The sequence below is a fragment of the Acinetobacter sp. A47 genome (assembly GCF_000805455.1).
Classification (GTDB): Bacteria; Pseudomonadota; Gammaproteobacteria; order Pseudomonadales; family Moraxellaceae; genus Acinetobacter.
Window position 1 is genome coordinate 42,183 of the sequence record NZ_JSUS01000044.1, and the last position, 18,834, is coordinate 61,016.

Annotated in this window: 19 protein-coding genes and 3 tRNA genes; 14 read left to right on the top strand and 8 right to left on the bottom strand. The window is 47.5% G+C overall.

Annotated elements, in window-relative coordinates; translation table 11 throughout:
- Nucleotides 1-8: 8 nt before the first annotated feature.
- Nucleotides 9-788 carry an IclR family transcriptional regulator gene (locus OC23_RS10565; protein ID WP_038344719.1) on the bottom strand — a complete coding sequence of 260 codons (780 nt, stop codon included), beginning with the start codon at nt 786-788 and terminating at the stop codon, nt 9-11.
- Between the two features lie 427 nt (nt 789-1,215).
- Here OC23_RS10565 and OC23_RS10570 point away from each other — a divergent pair, with 427 nt between their 5' ends.
- The 3 genes from OC23_RS10570 to OC23_RS10580 all read left to right on the top strand — a co-directional run bounded on the left by OC23_RS10570 (nt 1,216) and on the right by OC23_RS10580 (nt 4,572).
- Complete coding sequence (locus OC23_RS10570; protein ID WP_038344720.1) at nt 1,216-3,309, top strand: FUSC family protein; 2,094 nt, start codon at nt 1,216-1,218, stop codon at nt 3,307-3,309.
- Nucleotides 3,302-3,508, top strand: coding sequence for a DUF1656 domain-containing protein (locus OC23_RS10575; protein WP_038344721.1), 207 nt, complete (start codon nt 3,302-3,304; stop codon nt 3,506-3,508). The genes OC23_RS10570 and OC23_RS10575 overlap by 8 nt, the downstream gene beginning before the upstream one ends.
- 62 nt (nt 3,509-3,570) lie before the next feature.
- Complete coding sequence (locus tag OC23_RS10580) at nt 3,571-4,572, top strand: HlyD family secretion protein (RefSeq protein ID WP_038344722.1); 1,002 nt, start codon at nt 3,571-3,573, stop codon at nt 4,570-4,572.
- 100 nt (nt 4,573-4,672) lie between these two features.
- On the opposite strand, the gene ruvX is transcribed toward OC23_RS10580, so the two are convergent.
- The 3 genes from ruvX to recN all read right to left on the bottom strand — a co-directional run bounded on the left by ruvX (nt 4,673) and on the right by recN (nt 7,436).
- A complete protein-coding gene (gene ruvX, locus OC23_RS10585) occupies nt 4,673-5,116 on the bottom strand; it encodes a Holliday junction resolvase RuvX (protein ID WP_038344723.1) in 444 nt (147 codons plus the stop codon).
- A complete protein-coding gene (locus tag OC23_RS10590; RefSeq protein ID WP_038344725.1) occupies nt 5,109-5,663 on the bottom strand; it encodes a YqgE/AlgH family protein in 555 nt (184 codons plus the stop codon). The genes ruvX and OC23_RS10590 overlap by 8 nt, the downstream gene beginning before the upstream one ends.
- Nucleotides 5,664-5,777: 114 nt before the next feature.
- Nucleotides 5,778-7,436, bottom strand: a complete 1,659-nt coding sequence (recN, locus tag OC23_RS10595) for a DNA repair protein RecN (protein WP_038344727.1) — start codon at nt 7,434-7,436, stop codon at nt 5,778-5,780.
- A 201-nt stretch (nt 7,437-7,637) separates the two neighbouring features.
- Here recN and OC23_RS10600 point away from each other — a divergent pair, with 201 nt between their 5' ends.
- The 4 genes from OC23_RS10600 to OC23_RS10615 all read left to right on the top strand — a co-directional run bounded on the left by OC23_RS10600 (nt 7,638) and on the right by OC23_RS10615 (nt 10,215).
- Complete coding sequence (locus OC23_RS10600) at nt 7,638-7,946, top strand: hypothetical protein (RefSeq protein ID WP_038344729.1); 309 nt, start codon at nt 7,638-7,640, stop codon at nt 7,944-7,946.
- Nucleotides 7,947-8,069: 123 nt separating this feature from the next.
- Nucleotides 8,070-8,396 carry a pyrimidine/purine nucleoside phosphorylase gene (locus tag OC23_RS10605; RefSeq protein ID WP_038344731.1) on the top strand — a complete coding sequence of 109 codons (327 nt, stop codon included), beginning with the start codon at nt 8,070-8,072 and terminating at the stop codon, nt 8,394-8,396.
- Nucleotides 8,397-8,525: 129 nt separating this feature from the next.
- Nucleotides 8,526-9,272: a 23S rRNA (guanosine(2251)-2'-O)-methyltransferase RlmB gene (gene rlmB, locus OC23_RS10610; RefSeq protein ID WP_038344732.1), complete on the top strand. Its 747-nt coding sequence runs from the start codon at nt 8,526-8,528 to the stop codon at nt 9,270-9,272.
- A 31-nt stretch (nt 9,273-9,303) separates the two neighbouring features.
- Nucleotides 9,304-10,215, top strand: coding sequence for a DMT family transporter (locus OC23_RS10615; protein ID WP_038344733.1), 912 nt, complete (start codon nt 9,304-9,306; stop codon nt 10,213-10,215).
- On the opposite strand, the gene coaE is transcribed toward OC23_RS10615, so the two are convergent.
- From coaE to pilB, 4 genes are read right to left on the bottom strand one after another with little or no spacing between them, the layout of a single operon-like run.
- Entirely contained in the window at nt 10,212-10,817 is a 606-nt protein-coding gene (gene coaE, locus OC23_RS10620; RefSeq protein ID WP_038344734.1) for a dephospho-CoA kinase, read from the bottom strand. The two genes, OC23_RS10615 and coaE, sit on opposite strands and share 4 nt — an antisense overlap.
- A gap of 1 nt (nt 10,818) precedes the next feature.
- Entirely contained in the window at nt 10,819-11,679 is an 861-nt protein-coding gene (locus tag OC23_RS19580; protein WP_038344735.1) for a prepilin peptidase, read from the bottom strand.
- Nucleotides 11,680-11,684: 5 nt separating this feature from the next.
- Nucleotides 11,685-12,911, bottom strand: a complete 1,227-nt coding sequence (locus OC23_RS10630) for a type II secretion system F family protein (RefSeq protein WP_038344737.1) — start codon at nt 12,909-12,911, stop codon at nt 11,685-11,687.
- Nucleotides 12,912-12,935: 24 nt separating this feature from the next.
- Complete coding sequence (gene pilB / locus OC23_RS10635) at nt 12,936-14,648, bottom strand: type IV-A pilus assembly ATPase PilB (RefSeq protein ID WP_038344739.1); 1,713 nt, start codon at nt 14,646-14,648, stop codon at nt 12,936-12,938.
- Between the two features lie 367 nt (nt 14,649-15,015).
- Here pilB and tpiA point away from each other — a divergent pair, with 367 nt between their 5' ends.
- From tpiA to nusA, 7 genes are all read left to right on the top strand, one after another.
- Nucleotides 15,016-15,807 (top strand): triose-phosphate isomerase, encoded by a 792-nt coding sequence (gene tpiA, locus OC23_RS10640; RefSeq protein WP_038344741.1) that lies wholly within the window; start codon nt 15,016-15,018, stop codon nt 15,805-15,807.
- 12 nt (nt 15,808-15,819) lie between these two features.
- Nucleotides 15,820-16,149, top strand: a complete 330-nt coding sequence (gene secG / locus OC23_RS10645) for a preprotein translocase subunit SecG (RefSeq protein WP_038344743.1) — start codon at nt 15,820-15,822, stop codon at nt 16,147-16,149.
- 56 nt (nt 16,150-16,205) lie between these two features.
- Nucleotides 16,206-16,290 (top strand) — tRNA-Leu (locus OC23_RS10650).
- A gap of 44 nt (nt 16,291-16,334) precedes the next feature.
- Nucleotides 16,335-16,411 (top strand) — tRNA-Met (locus tag OC23_RS10655).
- 90 nt (nt 16,412-16,501) lie between these two features.
- A tRNA-Met gene (locus OC23_RS10660) sits at nt 16,502-16,578 on the top strand.
- A 199-nt stretch (nt 16,579-16,777) separates the two neighbouring features.
- The gene (rimP, locus tag OC23_RS10665) at nt 16,778-17,302 is read left to right on the top strand and encodes a ribosome maturation factor RimP (RefSeq protein WP_038344746.1); all 525 of its coding nucleotides are present in this window, start codon (nt 16,778-16,780) and stop codon (nt 17,300-17,302) included.
- A 37-nt stretch (nt 17,303-17,339) separates the two neighbouring features.
- Nucleotides 17,340-18,824 carry a transcription termination factor NusA gene (nusA, locus tag OC23_RS10670; RefSeq protein WP_038344748.1) on the top strand — a complete coding sequence of 495 codons (1,485 nt, stop codon included), beginning with the start codon at nt 17,340-17,342 and terminating at the stop codon, nt 18,822-18,824.
- The last annotated feature ends 10 nt before the right edge of the window (nt 18,825-18,834 follow it).

An 18,834-nucleotide genomic window follows, 5' to 3' on the forward strand; every position in this document is an offset into this window, starting at 1 on the left:
AAATATTCTCAAATGGGTGAATTCTGGTTTTCTGAAAGGGTGGCGAACTTGTGTTCGATTTGTGAGGCATTACTCTGCAAGATTTCAATCAGTTTCTGAATGTTGAGGAAATCAAACCGGTTTTTGGAGGCCACCAGGGTGAGGGCAATCGGGGCTTCCTTGGTGGAAAAACGGATCGGTACCGAAAGACCACACACCATCGGGTCAATTTCCCCCTGCGATAAATAGAAGCCCTGTTTCTTGATCTTGCGCATCTGTTGCATAAATTCATCTGCATTATTGGCAAATCCGACCTGTGCCAGTTCCTGCGGAAACTGCTGATAATAGGCCTGAATCCGCTGCTTGGTTAAATGGGCAATGACAATTTTAGGCGAGGCGCCCACATAAACCGGGCGTGGACAACCACGACCATAAGAGATCAGTTCGGCTTCCTTGAAGGTTTCATGATGCAGGTCGATACAGTAATCATGATTTAGATAGGTCAGCAGGCAGCACAGCTCGGTACGTTCCACGATATCCCGCATAAACGGAATACTGATCTGGATCAGGGGATCGGTACTGTGCGAGATATAGTCTAGCACCGCAATTTTTGAGCCCAAGGTATAGTCGCCGGAGGTGCCGCTGATGCGCTTGAGAATATCGGCTGAAACCAGTTCTTTCAGATAACGATAAGCAGTCGGTTTGGAGAGACCCAGTTCATCACAAATGATATCGACATTGATAATCGGACGTGAAACTGAAAATAAATCCAGCACGGTGAGAATTTTACCAAAACTCGAAATTGCCATGATGCGTTGTCTACTCCTTAAAAAATAACGTGAAAAACGAACTGTCATTGCTTTATAACAGAAAAGGTTTAGGTCGTGCACGGGATTTTATATTTGCTGGTTCCGCAACGGGAAAGAGCGGTTGATATTGAGAAAACCTTAAAATATTAAGCGTATTATTTTAGTTTAAAATTAAAAATTATCAAATCGTGATAATTTATGTTGACTAATTTGCTCTGTTTTGAAAAAATTGGCAACGCAATGTCTTATTCGGATAATTATTTTTAGGACACTCTTCCTGAAAATACCGGCATTGTGTATCACTCCCAATATCCAGTTTTACTCATTTTTGATGCTGCTGATCTGAATTTATCAGATCAGTCAGGACAAGCTGTCGCATTTTTAATGATGGATGAGTAACCGACTGAATCTGACCTGAGACGCGTTCATGCTATTTAAACAGTTGTTGGCTTTTAGACCGAGCCGACTTGACATCATCTTTGCGTGCAAAACATTTGTAGCAGGTATGCTGGCATTGTTTATTTCGTTTGAACTGGACCTGATTAACCCGATGTGGTCAATCGGTACAGTCTTGATTATTGCCAATCCTTATTCGGGCATGGTGTCTTCCAAATGTGTTTACCGGCTGGTGGGCACCGTTGCAGGGGCCATTATTGCCTTGTTGCTGACCCCGCATTTTATTAACACGCCGTGGCTGTTTACCGTCGTCTTGTCCCTGTGGGTCGGCTTTGCCCTTTATGTGTCGTTACTTGACCGTACACCACGCAGCTATGTTTTCATGCTGGCAGGCTATTCCACCGCCATGATCGTGTATAACGCCATTACCTATATCGATAGCTACAATATTTTTGATATTGCCCTGGCACGGGTGCTGGAAATTTCCATCGGGGTCATTGCCACGGCTGTGGTCTCGGCGACCTTTTTTCCTGTCCATGTCGGCGCCATGATCAAGCAACGTGTCAATAAAACCCTGAATGATCTGGAAAGTACCTTTGAACGCCTGATTACGGTACAGAAAGAACCGGAAAACTATACCCGGGTTTTATCGGTCATTACCCGTGATGCTTCCGATATCCATGCCTTGGCCGTGCATCTGGCCTATGAGAAAGGTGAGTTAAATGGCATGACCAAACCGTTGCAGGAAATGCTGCATCAGGTCTCTCTGGTGGTGGCCAATCTGGTGGCATTATCGCAACGGGTCAAGCAACTGCAACACATGCAGCTGGCAAACCTGACCCCGCATCTGGAAGGGATTCGTGGCGATACTGTGACTTTTTTAAAGCAGGAACGGGTGTTAACTCCGGCAGATTTACAGACCCTGCCTGCCGGTTTTGAACAGGATTTTGCCGAGCTGATTGCGATTGCAACGCCGGAACAGCAAATTGTACTGGCTGCCCTGAAAATGGACGTGCGCCATTTTATCGCCAATATTCTGGCGGTTAAGCTGATCTGGCAACAGATCCAGCAGGGCAAAAAAGACATTCCGGCTGAAATCACTTCCATAACCACCAAATATCCGAGCCTGCACCGTGATCATGGCATTGCCATCCGCGGCGGTATCAGTGCCGTGCTGATTACCTTTATCGTGACCGGCGCCTGGATTTTGTCGGGCTGGAAAGCGGGCTTCATGATGGCGCAGATGGGAGCCATTACGGCCTGTATCCTGACCGCGCTGGATAACCCGGTTCCCGTCTTACGGATCTTTATCTGGGGCAGTATTGTTTCGGCCGGACTGGTATTTTTATACGCCTTTGGCATCTTCCCGCATGTGACTCATTTCTGGCAACTGGCACTGGTTCTGTTTCCTGTGTTTCTGGTGGCGGTGACCATGATGGCCAACCAGATGCTGATGCCGATCGGCATGGTGCTGGGTATCAATACCATGATGGGCCTGAATCTGCATAATCAGTACAGCATGGATGCGGTGTCGTATCTGGACAGCTCGTTTGCGATGGTTCTCGGGGTGATGGTGTCGCTGATTGTGATTGATCTGGTACGTGCGGTTTCACCGGATACCAGTGCGACCCGGATTTTGACTTTACATTATCAGGCAATGCGGCAGGCATTAAACCTGTCTTATGGCAGTGACTTCAAGATTCATCTGCGCAGCATGCTGGATCGTGTCGGGGTATTGAATACCAAGATGGTACAAAATCCGGAAATTAAAACAGCGATTCAAAATGCACTGGTTGAAAGTAGCTCGATTGTGGATCTGGTGCGCCTGCAAGAGATCAGCCAGAAATTACCGCAACAGCCTGAACTGCAACAGCAGCTAGGCCGGTTGCAGCAACAGCTGGCAGGGTATTTCCAGCAGCAAGAGAAACAACGCTCCATCCATCATTTTCCGGCAGAAATCGTGCAGCAGATTCAAACTTTGCAGCAGTTTGCCCCACAGGTTGAAGATCTTCAGCTCAGACAACGGCTGCTGATTTCGTTAAACAATATTCGTGAAAGCATTGGACATATTTCTATAGAACAGCGCCATTCAGACATGTATGGCTTAGGTGTATCTCATGGGTGAACTTAATCTTTATGGCATTTACATTCCCGTCCTTCTGGTACAGGCCATCATTGCCTATGTGCTGTTCAAGCTGGCAGGCCCCTGGCTGGATCGTCTGGGCAGCAAAGGCTGGATAGCCCTGCCGAGTATTTTCAACCTGTGTTTTTACTTGGGCCTGCTGCTGCTGGTGCACTGGCTGTTTGTCTGGTTGTGGGCTTAACCGTTGTGGCGACGTTCCGATGAAATTTAATGATTTAAAGAGAAATGGTAAAGGTAATAAACATGAATGCATTTGATGTGAGAAAAGTCATCCGTCCTATTGTATTACTCCTGGCCGTGCTGATCGCGGTGTATACAGTGGTGCATTTGTGGAACTACTACAACGCTGCACCATGGACACGGGATGGCCGTATCCGTGGTGATGTCATCCAGGTGGCATCTGACGTCAACGGTCTGGTGACCGAAGTGCTGGTTCAGGATAACCAGACCGTCAAAAAGGGGCAGGTGCTATTTAAAATTGATGTTGCACGACAGGCACTGGATGTAGAGCAGGCCAAATCCGATCTAGCCAAAGCCAAAGCCGGACTGGCACAAGCCCATGCCAATCTGGCCGGTGCAAAAGCCAGCCTGGTCAAAACCGAAGCCAACAAGAAACTGGCTGATAAAAATGCAGCACGTTATGCCAGTCTTATGGATGGTGCGATTTCCAAACAGGAGCAGGATCAGGTCTTTGCCCAGCGTGATCAGGCGGGGGCAGAAAAAGAGCAGCTAATGGCCAATATTGAACAGGCCAATGCGGCAATCCAGCAACAGCAGGCCCTGATCGAGGTTGCCAACAGTAACCTGCATCTGGCGCAGTTAAACCTGCATCGTTCAGAAGTGGTGGCACCGGCAGATGGAACCTTGTCGAATTTTGACTTGCGTGTTGGTAACTATGTCAAAGTCGGACAGGCTGTGGCTGCACTGTTAGACCGTCAGCAGCTGTATGTGGTGGGTTACTTTGAAGAGACCAAACTCAACCGTATTCATGTCGGAGATGCGGCCACCGTGCAGTTGATGGGAGACAAGCAGAAAATCCGTGGCCATGTACAGGGGATTGCCTCAGGGATTGAAGACCGTGAACGTTCAGGCAGCTCCAATTTGCTGGCCAATGTCAACCCGACCTTTAGCTGGGTGCGTCTGGCACAGCGTGTACCGGTAAAGATTGTGCTGGATGAGCAACCGCATAATCCCTTGGCCTTTGTTTCAGGGCGTACTGCGACTGTGAGAATCATTGAAAAATAATGCCTGTGTTTGGCAGGCGGGTTTTCCTGTTTGCACAGGCAGCAGCAAATAGCGGCATGGATGCCGCTACAAGATAAAGGGTGTGGAAAATTTTTTAAGTTTAAGGGCTAATCCCGGCAGGGTCGCGATACCAGCTCTGAATCAATAAGGCCGCTGCAAAACTGTCTGCAGATAAACGTTTGGCCTGCCCTTTGCTTTGATACGATTCAAGTTCTTCTCTGGCTTCACGAGTGGTCAGCCGTTCATCCACCATCCAGGTGGTAATATTGGTTTGATGACGTAAACGGCGTGCAAACTTACGGGCACGGGCAGACAGTTCCGATTCAGTGTCATCCATATTTAGCGGCAAGCCGATCAGAAACAAGTCCGGTTGCCATTCCTTGACGATCTTGAGCAGTTTATCCCAGTCCGGAATACCGTCTTTCATGGCAAACAAGGGCAGGGGATTACTGCTTTCAATACTGGATTGACCGATCGCCATCCCCATTTTTTGGGTTCCAAAATCAAAGGCCATGATGGATTGAGCTGTTTGCATATCAGGCATGACCAATCTCGGAGGCAAACCAGGTCCGGTCGACCCCGATTTTCTTATAGGCTGCATCCCAGCGGTCGCCATAAGGCAGGTTGAAAATCAGGTCCATATCCGATTCACAGATCAGCCAGTCACCCCGCGCAATTTCTTCCTCAAGCTGGTTTTTGTTCCAGCTCGCATATCCCAGCGCAATCTGGTAGCGGCCCACGCCTTCATTATGGGCGATGGCATCGAGAATATCCTTGCTGGTGGTGATACAGACATTTTCGCCCACAGCAATTGACGAATGCCAGGTCGGTTGGCCTGTATGTAACACAAAGCCTGCTTCCGGACGTAATGGCCCGCCTTGCAATACCGCATGTGGATGTACATTATCAGCATCAATCTCTAAATCATTGAGCAATTCTTTGATCTGCAATTCAGATGGGCGATTGATGATAATGCCCTGAGCGCCGTCTTCATCATGGCGAGCAACATAAATGACTGTATTGGCAAAGAAGTCATCGACCATGTCTGGTGGGGCGATGAGACAACGGTGAGTTAGATATTGTTTCGTCACCTAGGCGGTTCTCCCTCAATGTATTGTGCTGATCTATCTATATAGGTTCTTTTTATCAACATACAAGAGTTGATCGGATTTCGCCAATCTTTTTCTGATATTTTGACGGTGATGTCAGGCGGTCTGGAATTTGAGCTGACGTAGCTGTCTTGCATGCTGCAAGGTGGTCTCGCTAATTTCGACACCGCCGGACATCCGGGCCAGTTCAAGGATACGCTGCTCTTCGCCCAACTCGATAATGGTGCTGCTTGCCGGATCGGTTTGCTGTTTTTTCACCAGCAAATGCTGGTCGGACTGGGCTGCCACCTGCGCCTGATGGGTAATACATAACAACTGGACATGTTGTGCCAGGTCAGCCAGCAGACGGCCAACCACTTCGGCGGTACCGCCACTGATCCCGACATCGATCTCATCAAAGACCAGTACCTCGGCTTCGGTTTTTTCGGCATTCATGACCTGCATCACCAGGGCAATACGCGACAATTCCCCCCCGGATGCAACACGTGCCAGTGGTTGTGGAGGAATCCCTTTATTGGCTGTGAATAACAGCTGGATAAAGCTCAGACCCTCTGCATTCGGTTCCTGTGGCTCGAACCTGAACTCGAAATGAGCTTCCGGAAGGGCGAGCGGTTTGACCTGTTCGGTAAGCTGTTTCGCCAGAGGAATGGCAGCTGCACGGCGGATTTCATCCAGATGCTGTGCGGCCTGCATAAAGTTCTGGTAGGAGATTTCCACCTGTTCTGCCAAGGTTTCCGGATCTTCCAGCTGATGTAGCTGTTCAAGCTCCTGTTGCCATGATTCATATTCCTGTTTGAGCAGCTCGGGCTGGGTACGGTGTTTACGTGCCAGACGGTGAAACACCTCCAGCGTGGTATTCAACTGCTCCATCCGTTCAGGATCAAAGCTTTGCCGGTCAATAAACTGGCGTAAGCTGGCGGTTGCATCATCAATTTCGCTTTGCGCATTCAGCAAGGCATGATGAATATTGGCAAGCTGTTCACTGCGGCCGGCATGGGATTCCAGACGACGAATGATCGATGCAACTTCCTGGGTAATATTTTGTTCTGCTTCATCTAGCACATTCAGGCTATAGCTGCAGTCCTGCATGATATGTTCATGATGGCTGAGGCGATCAAACTCTTGTTCAATTTCCCGATAATCGGTCTGGACGACCTCTTCGAGCTCTTCGATCTGCGATTCCAGATGTTGTATTTTCTGAATCCGTGTCGCCTGCGCGTCCAGAGCAGCCTGATGCTGGCGAATATTTTTTTGCCAGGTGGCATATGCTTCACGTACCGCATTGGACGAATCTGCAAAGTTGTTATAACGGTCAAGCCAGTGCTTTGGATAAGGCGGTTCCAGCAATTGCTGCTGGCTATGCTGACTGTAGAGTTGTACCAGTAAGCGGCCGATTTCCTTGAGTTCGGCTAAACTGCTCGGACGGCCATTAATCCAGGCCTTGCTGCGGCCTGTAGCAAAAATCACACGTCTTAAATGGATTTCACCCGAATCATCATCCAGTTCATGCTCTGTAAGCCACTGTGCTTCAGCACTGTCGGGCTGGTAGCTAAATACAGCCGTGACATCGGCCTTATCGGCACCATAGCGGACATAGTTGGTATCGGTGCGTTCGCCCAGACAGGCAGAAAGCGCATCTAACAATAATGATTTGCCCGCACCAGTTTCACCGGTCAGCACATTGAAGCCCTGTTCAATATCTAAAGCCAGATGGTCGGCGAGTGCAAAATTAATTAAAGTTAAATGGGTGAGCATAAACGCATCCAATGCACAGAATCTTTTGCTTAAAGATAGAGAAGTTTTAAAGTTGCTACAAGAGTTGAATGCCGGATTTTCCTGATTTACTAAAAGCTGTATATAGACGGCTGTTTTGAGATTAGACAATTATTCGATTTTTTGATCAGCCAGGCGACTAGCAGCCTCTGTCCAGTCCTTTTATTTGAGCGTGGATGTACGTTGTTTTTTGCGATTGGTTCTCCGATCGCTCAGCTGATGCCTGAACCTTGTGAAGTGATCCTTTTCATGCTTTGTCTATCCATGCCACTCACCGCATGGCTGTTCGTCTTGCGCTCAGGCAAAGCGTTGCTTTATATCCCTTCACTCACAGCATGGCTGTTTGTCTTGCGCTCAGGCAAAGTGTTGCTTTATATCCCTTCACTCACAGCACAGCTGTTCGTCTTGCGCTCAGGCAAAGCGTTGCTTTATATCTCTTCACTCACAGCACAGCTGTTCGTCTTGCGCCCAGACAAAGCGTTGCTTTGTTAATCTGGGCTCAGGTATGAAAATTGCTATGTTTCCACCAGAAAATGGATTGATTAGTTGTCACGGCACAATTAAACTACGTCCAGCATAACCTAATATAAATGCGGCATTATTTGGAGAGTACGCATGAGTTCAGTGCAGTTTGATCATGTAACGGTCATCAAGAAATCGAATGTGTATTTTGGTGGGGCATGTATCAGCCATACAGTACAATTTGAAGATGGTACAAAAAAGACTTTAGGTGTAATTTTACCCACTGAACAGCCTTTAACTTTTGAAACACACGTGCCGGAGCGTATGGAAATCATTTCTGGTGAATGTCGTGTCAAAATTGCCGACAGTACGGAAAGCGAATTGTTCCGTGCCGGCCAGTCATTCTATGTTCCGGGCAACAGCACCTTTCATATTGAAGCAGATGATGTACTCGACTATGTCTGTCATTTAGAAGGTTAACCTATTCCGCTCTAAATCGAGTACACTATGCTCAAAGAAAATCCTGTAAAGTCACTTTGCAGGATTTTTATTTTTCAACATTCCTAAAACTCTTTTTGATAAAAGAGGATGTGCTAAACGAGGTCGTTCATGGCAAAACCTGAATATTATTATGGCGTTCATTCGGTGGAGTCATTATTGGAGTTAGAGCCTGAACGCGTTTTGACGTTGTTTACCTTAAAAGGCCGGGATGACCAGCGCTTGCAGAAGATTTTGCAACTGGCAGAACCGTTTGGAATCAGCATCCAGAAGGCCAGTCGTGACAGTCTGGAAAAGCTGGCCGGTTTGCCCTTTCATCAGGGGGTGGTTGCTGCAGTGCGACCACATCCGGTCTTAAATGAAAAAGATCTGGACCAGCTGATGCAGCAGTCTCCGGATGCCTTGTTGCTGGCGCTGGATCAGGTCACCGATCCACACAATCTTGGCGCATGTATCCGTACCGCAGCAGCGATGGGGGTGCAGGCGGTGATTGTACCGCGTGACCGTTCAGCCAGCCTGACACCGACTGCGCGTAAGGTTGCCGCAGGTGGTGCTGAGAAAGTGAAGTTTATTCAGGTCACCAATCTGGCAAGAACTTTGGCACACCTGAAAGACAGCACGCATACCCGGGTGATTGGCACCATGCTGGATGAAAAAGCCTTGCCGATTCATCAGTGTGATTTTAAGGGGCCGGTTGTGATTGTGATGGGGGCTGAAGATACCGGCCTCAGACCGATTACCCAGTCCCAATGTGACCATACCGTGTATATTCCGATGTCAGGTGATCTGCAAAGCCTCAATGTCAGCGTGGCAACAGGTATGGCATTATATGAAGCCTGCCGTCAGCGTGGTGTATAATTTAAGCTCCTGTTGTTTGATGTAAGCCCAGATGACTGCTCGTACGCAAGGCTATTTCTTTGTCCTGATCACCATGTGTATCTGGGGCGGGTTTACCATTTTTTCCCGTCTCAATGCACACTGGCATGTCAGTGTCTGGGATCTGGTGGCCATGCGGTTTGCGATTGCCTCCCTGATTTTATTACCCGTGCTGATCTATAAAAAAGATCTCGCTTTTTTATGGCATCCACGTCCTGTGATTTTGGCGCTCATTGGTGGTCTGGTGTATTGCCTGACCGTCTATACTGCGTTTTTACATGCACCCGCCGCCCATGCCGCCATTTTCCTGAATGGCTGTATTCCGCTGTGTACCGCCATCGCTGCCTATGTCTTGTTTCGGCAACCTTTTGACAGGCACACCTGGGTCAGTCTGATCATCATGATGGGTGCATTGGGGCTGATGAGCTATTTGATGCTGCATGATCAGGCTTCTGGATTGGGCGTCGGAGATTTTCTGCTCTTTGTGAGTGCTGTGTGGTGGGGAATTTTTACGGTTTTGCTGAAACAGTGGAAGCTCTCTGCCTGGCATGCAACTGCAGGTGTGGTGATCTGGTCTGCAATGATCTATCTCCCTATTTATCTTGTATTTGTTCCCAAGCATTTCCATGAAGCAACGCCTGCACATTTGTTGATTCAGGGACTGTTTCACGGTGTACTGGTAGTGATCGTGGCAACCCTGACTTATGTGGCTGCGATTGAGCGATTAGGGGCATTTAAAACAGGCAGTATTGTTACCCTGGCTCCGTTCATTGCTGCGCTGATTGCCGTGCCTTTACTGAATGAGCCGTTGAATGCGGCGATTGTGTGTGGCCTGATCGGGATGGGAGTCGGTGCATTGCAGCCGTGGCGCTGGTTGCGTAAAGACACACTGGCCACACGGCTGGCACAGCAGAAAAAACCTTAGAACCGGTGCTCCGACCGTTGTAAATAACTCAAGTGCAAGGGTTTCAGTTGCTGATGCAGATGTTCCAATAAACCGTCATTTAACACAATATCATTGGCAAGCTGTTGTTTTTGCGCACGGGGCATTTGTGCTGCCATGATTTTACGGATCTGTTCTTCACTTTGACCATCGCGCTGGCTGGCCCGTTGTAGCTGGGTTTGTTCATCTGCATCGACCAGTAAGGTATGATCAGTCAGTTCATGCTGGTTGGTTTCAAACAGTAAAGGTGAAACCAGTATCACATACGGGCTTTCGGCCTGCTGCAATTGCTGGATAATAGACTGGCGAATGGCGGGGTGGGTAATTTTTTCCAGCGTTTGACGCGCTTGCGGAAACTGGAAAATATGCTCACGTAGTGCTCTTCGGTCTAAGCTGCCATCTTCCTGCAACACCCAGTTGCCAAAGGCCTGCTGTATGGCCTGCAAGGCTGGCTGACCTGGCTCAACCACTTCCCTCGCTATGATATCGGCATCGACTACGCTAATACCCTGAGATTCAAACCATTGTGTAGCAGCAGATTTGCCGCTTCCGATACCGCCTGTAATCCCTAGGATAAAACGCATATTAGCCCCCTAAATAAACTTTCATGATCTGATCACCCCACAAAAAGGCGATCCAGCCTGCAATTGCAATATATGGCCCAAATGCAAAGGGCTGATTTTCACCACGCATTTTCATCAAAATAATACCAATAATTGCACCGACCATTGAAGAGAGTAGCACAATTAAAGGCAGCAGCATTGGCCCCATCCATGCGCCTAATGCGGCTAACAGTTTAAAGTCGCCATAACCCATGCCTTCTTTACCGGTGATTAATTTGAATATGTAATACACGATCCAGAGGCATAAAAAGCCGATGATATAACCCCAGATTGCCAGACTGGCCGAGGTGTAAATGGCATAACTGTTGATGCCTAGTCCTAAGGCAGCTAGCGGAAGGGTGAAGCGGTCTGGCAGCAACTGGGTGTCAAAATCGATAAAGGTCAGTGTGATCAAGACCCAGGTCAGCACTAAACCAAACAGCATCTGTACGGTAGGGCCGAAAACAGCGACCACTACCAGTGAGCACAGCAGGGTCAATAGTTCAATCAGCGGATAACGGATACTGATCGGGTTGTGGCAGCTGCCACATTTACCCCGCAGGGCTAACCAGCTAATCACAGGAATATTCTGGTACCAGCGAATTGCGGTAGCACATTTGGGACAGGTTGAAGCCGGTTGGCTTAAAGTCAGTTTGGCCTGATCAATAATGGGCTGTTCAGGATGCAGCAGCAGCTGGCATTCCTGTTGCCATTCCTGTTCCATCATTTTAGGGGTGCGGTAGATGACCACATTTAAAAAGCTGCCAATGCATAAACTAAAAAGCCCGACTGCCAGATATAGTGCAGCCGGGTTTTCGATAAAATATTCAATTATTTGTTGCATGCGTATTAGACCACAGAACCCATTTGGAAGATTGGCAGATACATGGCGACTACCAGACCACCGACTAAAATCCCCAGTATAGCCATGATTAACGGTTCCATCATAGAGGTGAGGCCATCGACGGCATTGTCGACTTCATTTTCATAGTGAGTAGCGACTTTATCCAGCATGCTGTCTAAAGCACCAGATTCTTCACCAATCGCAACCATTTGAATGGCCATCGACGGGAAACGGTTGGAAACACGCATGGCGAACTGCAGTTGCTGACCGGTTGCAACATCCTCACGGATTTTCATGACCGCTTCTTCATAAATCACGTTATTGGTCGCTCCTGCGGTTGATTCCAGTGCATCAATCAGAGGAACACCGGCAGCGAAAGTGGTTGCCAGGGTGCGGCTATAGCGCGCAATAATGGCTTTATACACCAGATCACCAAAAATAGGGGCCTTGAGAGCCATTTTATCAAGCAGATCGCGGAACTTTTTACTGCGCTTTTTGGCTTCCAGAAAGGCGGCAATAATGGCACCAATCACAATAATCAGGATAAACCAGTATTCTTGCATCCATTTGGACATGCTCACCACCATTTTGGTGAATGCCGGCAAATCGGCACCAAAAGAGCTAAACAGGTCCTGAAATACCGGAACCACTTTCACCATCAGGATAATGGTGACAATGACAGCCACCACGATCACCGTCGCCGGGTATTTCATGGCCTTTTTAATTTTCTGCTTGAGGAGTTCACTTTTTTCTTTGTAGACCGCCACACGGTCCAGCATGGTTTCCAGTGCCCCGGACTGTTCACCGGATTCGACCAGTGAGCAAAACAGGTTATCAAAGTATTGCGGATATTTTTTTAAGGCACCGGCAAAGGTATTGCCACCTTCAACCTCGCCCTTGATCCCCAGCACCACTTCACGCATCGACGGGTTTTCCAGACCTTCAGCCACAATTTCAAAGCCCTGTACCAGCGGGACCCCGGCTTTCATCATGGTCGCCAACTGGCGGGTAAAGATCGTGATATCCAGCGTGGTGACTTTTTTCTTCATCAGGCCTTCAAGAATATTCTTGCGTTTTTCACGGATATTCTTGATGGTGACCCCCTGTTTACGCAAGGTGACTTTTGCCAAAGCCATATTGCGTGCTGGTAGTTCCCCTTTAATTTTTGCTCCTTTCCGGTCGACCCCTTCATAAGCAAAAGTTGGCATCATTTGCGCTTTTTTAGCTGCCATGATTATTAATCCTTGTTATTGATTTTATTCGCTTGTTACACGGTTAATTTCCTGCAAAGAGGTAATTCCCTGCATCACCTTTTTTAAACCTGAACGCCGTAAATTATGAAAACCTGCCTGCTCCGAGGCGGCTGCTATCTGCAAGGCGTTACCATCTTCCATAATGATTCTGGAAATCTCGGGTGTGACTTTCATGACCTCGTACACACCGACACGTCCTTTATAGCCCTCGCGGCATTCAGCGCAGCCGACGGGCTGGTAAATCTTGAAATCGGGATCGGCCAGGTCCTGTTCGGTAAAGCCAAGTTCCAGCAGGCTCTGTCTGGGAATATCAATCGGTGCCTTGCATTGAGAGCATAAGCGACGCGCCAGACGTTGTGCAATTACCAGATTGACCGAAGTGGCAATATTGAAAGAGGGCACGCCCATATTGCGTAAACGGGTTAAGGTTTCAGGAGCACTGTTGGTATGCAGGGTCGACATCACCATGTGGCCGGTCTGTGCCGCCTTGATCGCAATTTCGGCCGTTTCAAGGTCACGGATCTCCCCGACCATGATCACGTCCGGGTCTTGACGCAGGAACGCTTTCAGCGCAGCAGAGAAGGTCAGGCCGGTTTTCGGGTTGACGTTGACCTGATTAATTCCTTCCAGATTGATTTCAACCGGATCTTCGGCGGTTGAAATATTGGTATCTTCTGTATTCAGGATATTTAAGCCTGTGTAGAGCGATACCGTTTTACCCGAACCTGTCGGACCGGTAATCAAAAGCATGCCTTGAGGTTTCTCAAGTGCTTCCATAAAGAGCGCTTTTTGCTCATCTTCGTAGCCGAGCGCCTCAATGCCGAGCATCGCACTGGATGGGTCCAGGATACGCAGAACCAGCTTTTCACCAAACAGGGTCGGCAGCGAGTTGACACGGAAATCAATCGCTTTGGTTTTAGAGAGCTTTAACTTGATCCGGCCATCTTGGGGCATGCGTTTTTCTGAAATGTCCATTTGCGACATGACTTTTAAACGCGAGGCGAGACGGGTTGCCATCTGCAAAGGTGGAGTGGCAATCTGGCGCAAGACCCCGTCGACACGGTAGCGTACCCGGTACATTTTTTCATAAGGTTCAAAATGTAAATCGGATGCACCCATGCGAATGGCATCAATCAGTAATTTGTTAATGTATTTGACAATCGGTGATTCATCACCCTGAGGAGCATCTTCCTCTTCTTTGGCCGGGTCCTGGCTAACATCGATATCAAGATCAAAATCTTCATTTTCACCAAAATCAAAACTGCCAGAATCGCCAAATTGCTGTTCAATCAGTTTTTCAAGTTTGGTGTGTTCAACAATAATCGGTTCGATGTTGAGTTTGGTATTGAAGCGGATGGCATCCAGCGCTTCGATATTGGTGGGATTGCTGGTGGCCACATATAAGATTTGCCCGCGCTGAATAAGCGGCGCAACCCGGTGTTTCTGGATCAGCTTGTTATCGGCCAGATCACGTGGTAGCAAGGCGGTATCGTACACAGCCAGATCAAATAAGGGCTCCCCGAACTCGGCTGCAATGGTTTCAGCAATGGTCAGGGGAGATAAGCGATGCTGTTCGATCAGGTGTGCAACAATGTCTTGCTGTGCTTTTTTGGCAGCATCAATGGCTGCCTGCATGGTGGCCGCAGACAGGTGACTGTCTTCAACCAACCGTCGAATAAACCCCGAAAACTTTGGAGACGTATGTAATCCTGACATCTGTCCGCCTTATGACAATAAATGTTTATAATATGTATTCTAAAAATTATACTTTTGTTAGGTAAAAATGCCACTAGCGAAAGTGTCGTTTTTGCCTTGATTCATCGCTAAACTTTGAACTAATCGAGTTTTTTTACAAATTAATTTTAGTGAATCCTTTTATTTTTAAATGGCTTTGCTGTTGTGGCTGCACACAGTGTCCGCTTTTCAAAAAATATCTGATTGACGGCTGCCTGAGGCAGGTGCAGGTGTGACCGGCATAAATTTTAAATTGATTTAGATCTAAACAATAGAAAAAAACTGAATTTTATAAAAATCCGTGTAAAATATGCAGCATTTTTGAAAATTAACAGTAGACGGGCGAAGTATGTCGAACTCGACCATTACCCCTTGGGTTGTTGGCAATTGGAAAATGAATCCAATGCATGCGAATGCTTTCCAACTAATAGAAGAATTTAAGCAGTTATTACAGCAGGAGCCGGTTTCTCCTGAGCAGTGCCATATTGGCGTGGCGCCGACAGCGATCGCCTTAACTGCTGTTCAGGCGCAGTTAAAAGATGCGAACAGAGCCGTGTATACTGTGGCGCAGGACCTTTCTCGTATTGCCGGTACAGGCGCCTATACGGGCGAGGTCAGTGCAGAACTGTTAAAAGACAGCCAGATTGAATATGTGCTGGTGGGGCATTCCGAACGCCGTGAGCTATTCGGTGATCATGTCGAAATCTTGAAGGCAAAACTGCAAAATGCATTAAATGCAGGCCTAACCGTGATTTACTGTGTCGGTGAAAGCCTTGAACAGCGTGAACAGGGCGCAGCAGAGCAGGTGGTACTGCAACAGATTTGTGATATTGCGACGGTAGTAAAAGCTGAACAATGGCAAAATATTGTGATAGCGTATGAGCCGATCTGGGCCATCGGAACAGGTAAGACTGCGTCACCTGCAGATGCCCAGGCCATGCATGCAAAAATCCGTGAAGGCTTAAAGCAGATTACAGCGTTGGGTGCAGATATGGCCATCTTGTATGGCGGTAGCGTCAAAGCCGAAAATGCAGTGGAACTGGCAGCATGCCCAGATATTAATGGCGCTCTGGTTGGTGGTGCATCTTTAAATGCACAATCTTTTTACCAGATTGCAAAAGCATTTGCGCAAAGCAAATAACGAGGAATCAAGATGTATAGTTTTATACTCGTTGTACACATCATCCTGGCAATTCTGATTATTGCACTGGTGCTCGTACAGCAAGGTAAAGGTGCAGAAGCTGGGGCATCCTTTGGTGGTGGCGGTGCTGCAACCGTATTCGGTGCTTCAGGTGCCGGCAACTTTTTAACTCGTCTGACTGCGATTTTTACTGCGCTGTTTTTTGTTACCAGCCTGACACTGGCTGTGTTTGCCAAGAAACAGACCACAGAAGCGTATAGTTTGAAATCTGTTCAAACCACGACATCTGCGCCGGCAACATCGCCTGAAACTTCATCAAATGCACCGAAAACGACTGAATAAGTCGATTTAGGACTTTCCTTTTTGCATTGAAAGGAATAGAATGCGTCCCACAAACTGCGGTGGTGGTGGAATTGGTAGACACGCTACCTTGAGGTGGTAGTGCTTTCGGGCGTGGGGGTTCAAGTCCCCCCTTCCGCACCAAACTTAATAACCAGTAAGTTCGGTGTATGCAGTGTTTGTGTTGATGCGGGATGGAGCAGTCTGGTAGCTCGTCGGGCTCATAACCCGAAGGTCGTTGGTTCAAATCCAGCTCCCGCTACCATTTGATTAAGGTGCAACTTAATCAGGCAAATATGAAAAAAAAACTTAAATTGACTTTTTTTTATATTTGTATATAATTTTTGCACGTTGATGCGGGATGGAGCAGTCTGGTAGCTCGTCGGGCTCATAACCCGAAGGTCGTTGGTTCAAATCCAGCTCCCGCTACCAAGTTTCTAAAAAGAGGCTCACAATAAGGTGGGCCTTTTTGCACAGTGGGCTATGCTTTTCTGTGTAACATAGGGGCGATTTACGCCCTTTTTTATTGGTTGTTTAGCTATCGTGTAGTTGTTCGACATCAATTGGTCAAATAGTCGTGCTTCACTATACGGTTAAGATTGATTGGCTCGTATAAGAGCGACGAGAGTACATGAAATTATCAAATAAATCTCAAGCATTGCATGATCTGATCGCACCAGCTGTCGCTGCGTGTGGTGTAGATTTGTGGGGGATTGAATTCCTGCCACAAGGGAAGCGTTCTTTACTTCGCATTTACATTGATAAGGCGGTAGACGAGAATGCTGAACCTGTCCTCAATGAAGATGGTGAAGTAGAACTCGGGCGTGGTATTGGCGTTCAGGATTGTGTTCTGGTGACACAACAGGTGGGTGCGATGCTTGATGTCCATGATCCAATTTCAGGTGAATATGCCCTGGAAGTGTCATCACCGGGATGGGATCGTCCATTTTTCCAGCTGAACCAATTACCTGCCTATATCGGGCAACAGGTGGCTTTACGATTAATTGCTGCTGTCGAGAACCGTCGCAAGTTTCAGGCGAAACTCCTTTCGGTAGACTTGGAAAACGAACTGATCCAGGTTGAAGTTGAAGGTAAACATGTGCTTGAAATTGATAGTAATAATATTGATAAAGCAAATTTAATCTATCAAGACTAATATTAACTTAATTTTATAAGAAATCGGTAGGTGACTTATGGGCCGCGAAATTCTTACCGTTGCAGAAACGGTTAGTAATGAAAAAGGTGTTAGTCGTGAAGCGATCTTCCAAGCATTAGAGCAAGCACTTGTTGCGGCAACGAAGAAAAAGTTTTACGAAGGCACACATTCTGAAGAAGCTCAACTCCGTGTTGAGATTGATCGTAAAACCGGTGATTACCGCACTTTCCGTCAGTGGACTGTGGTTGCGGATGAAGATCACGAAATGCCGGCATGCCAGGACGCAATTTCTGATGTAGATCCATCGAAATGGTCAATTGGTGATGTACGTGAACTTGAAGTTGAATCTATCGAGTTCGGCCGTATTGCTGCGCAAATTGCGAAGCAGGTGATCGTGCAAAAGATTCGTGAAGCAGAGCGCGCACTTGTTGCAGATGCTTATGAATCTAAAGTGGGCGAGTTGATTTACGGTGAAGTGAAAAAGCAAACCAAAGACGGCTTTATCATTGATCTGGGTGACAACGCTGAAGCTTACCTGGCACGTGAAGAAACCATTCACAAAGAAATCTTACGCCCTAAACAGCGTATCAATGCAATTTTGTACAGTGTCAACCGTGAAGGCCGTGGTGCACAGCTGTTGTTGTCTCGTGCACGTCCTGAAATGCTGATTGCATTGATGAAAAAGGAAATTCCTGAAATTTCTGAAGAAATCATTGAAATCAAGGCAGCAGCGCGCCAACCGGGCGTTCGTGCTAAAATTGCAGTGAAAACCAATGACCATCGTATTGACCCGGTAGGTGCTTGTATTGGTATGCGTGGTACGCGTATCCAGGCAGTACAGCAAGAGTTGAACGGTGAGCGTATTGATGTTGTGGTGTGGTCTGACGATCCGGCACAATATATCGCAAGTGCCTTAGAGCCGGCTGATGTATCGGGTATTGTACTGGATGAAGACGCGCGTAGTGCGGACATCATCTTTGCAACCAATGACCAGTTGGCGCGTGCGATTGGTTCGCAGGGGCAAAATGTACGTCTGGCATCGGAATTGACGGGTTATAAACTCGACATGATGTTAGAAGAAGAGTATCGTGCTCGTCAGCAAAATGAAGCACAGCAATATCTGGACATGTTTATTACACGTCTTGATATTGAAGAAGACCTGGCGATGGCACTGGTTGAAATGGGCTTCACTTCATTAGAAGAGATTGCTTATGTTCCGGCTGAAACATTTGACGAAATCGAGCTTGAGGCTGATTTGGTTGAATTGCTTCAAAGCCGTGCAAAAGAAGCTGCTTTGACGGATGCATTGAAACAGCAAGAAAATATTCAAGAGCCAAGTGCAGAACTTCTCGGTATGGAAGGTATGACGACCGAGATTGCATATGCATTGGCGGCGCGTGGTGTGGTTACTGTTGATGATTTGGCAGACCAGGCAACTGACGATATTTCTGATATCGAAGGTTTAGGTCATGACAAAGCGGGTCAGTTAATCATGAAAGCACGTGAATCATGGTTTAACTAGGAGATAATAG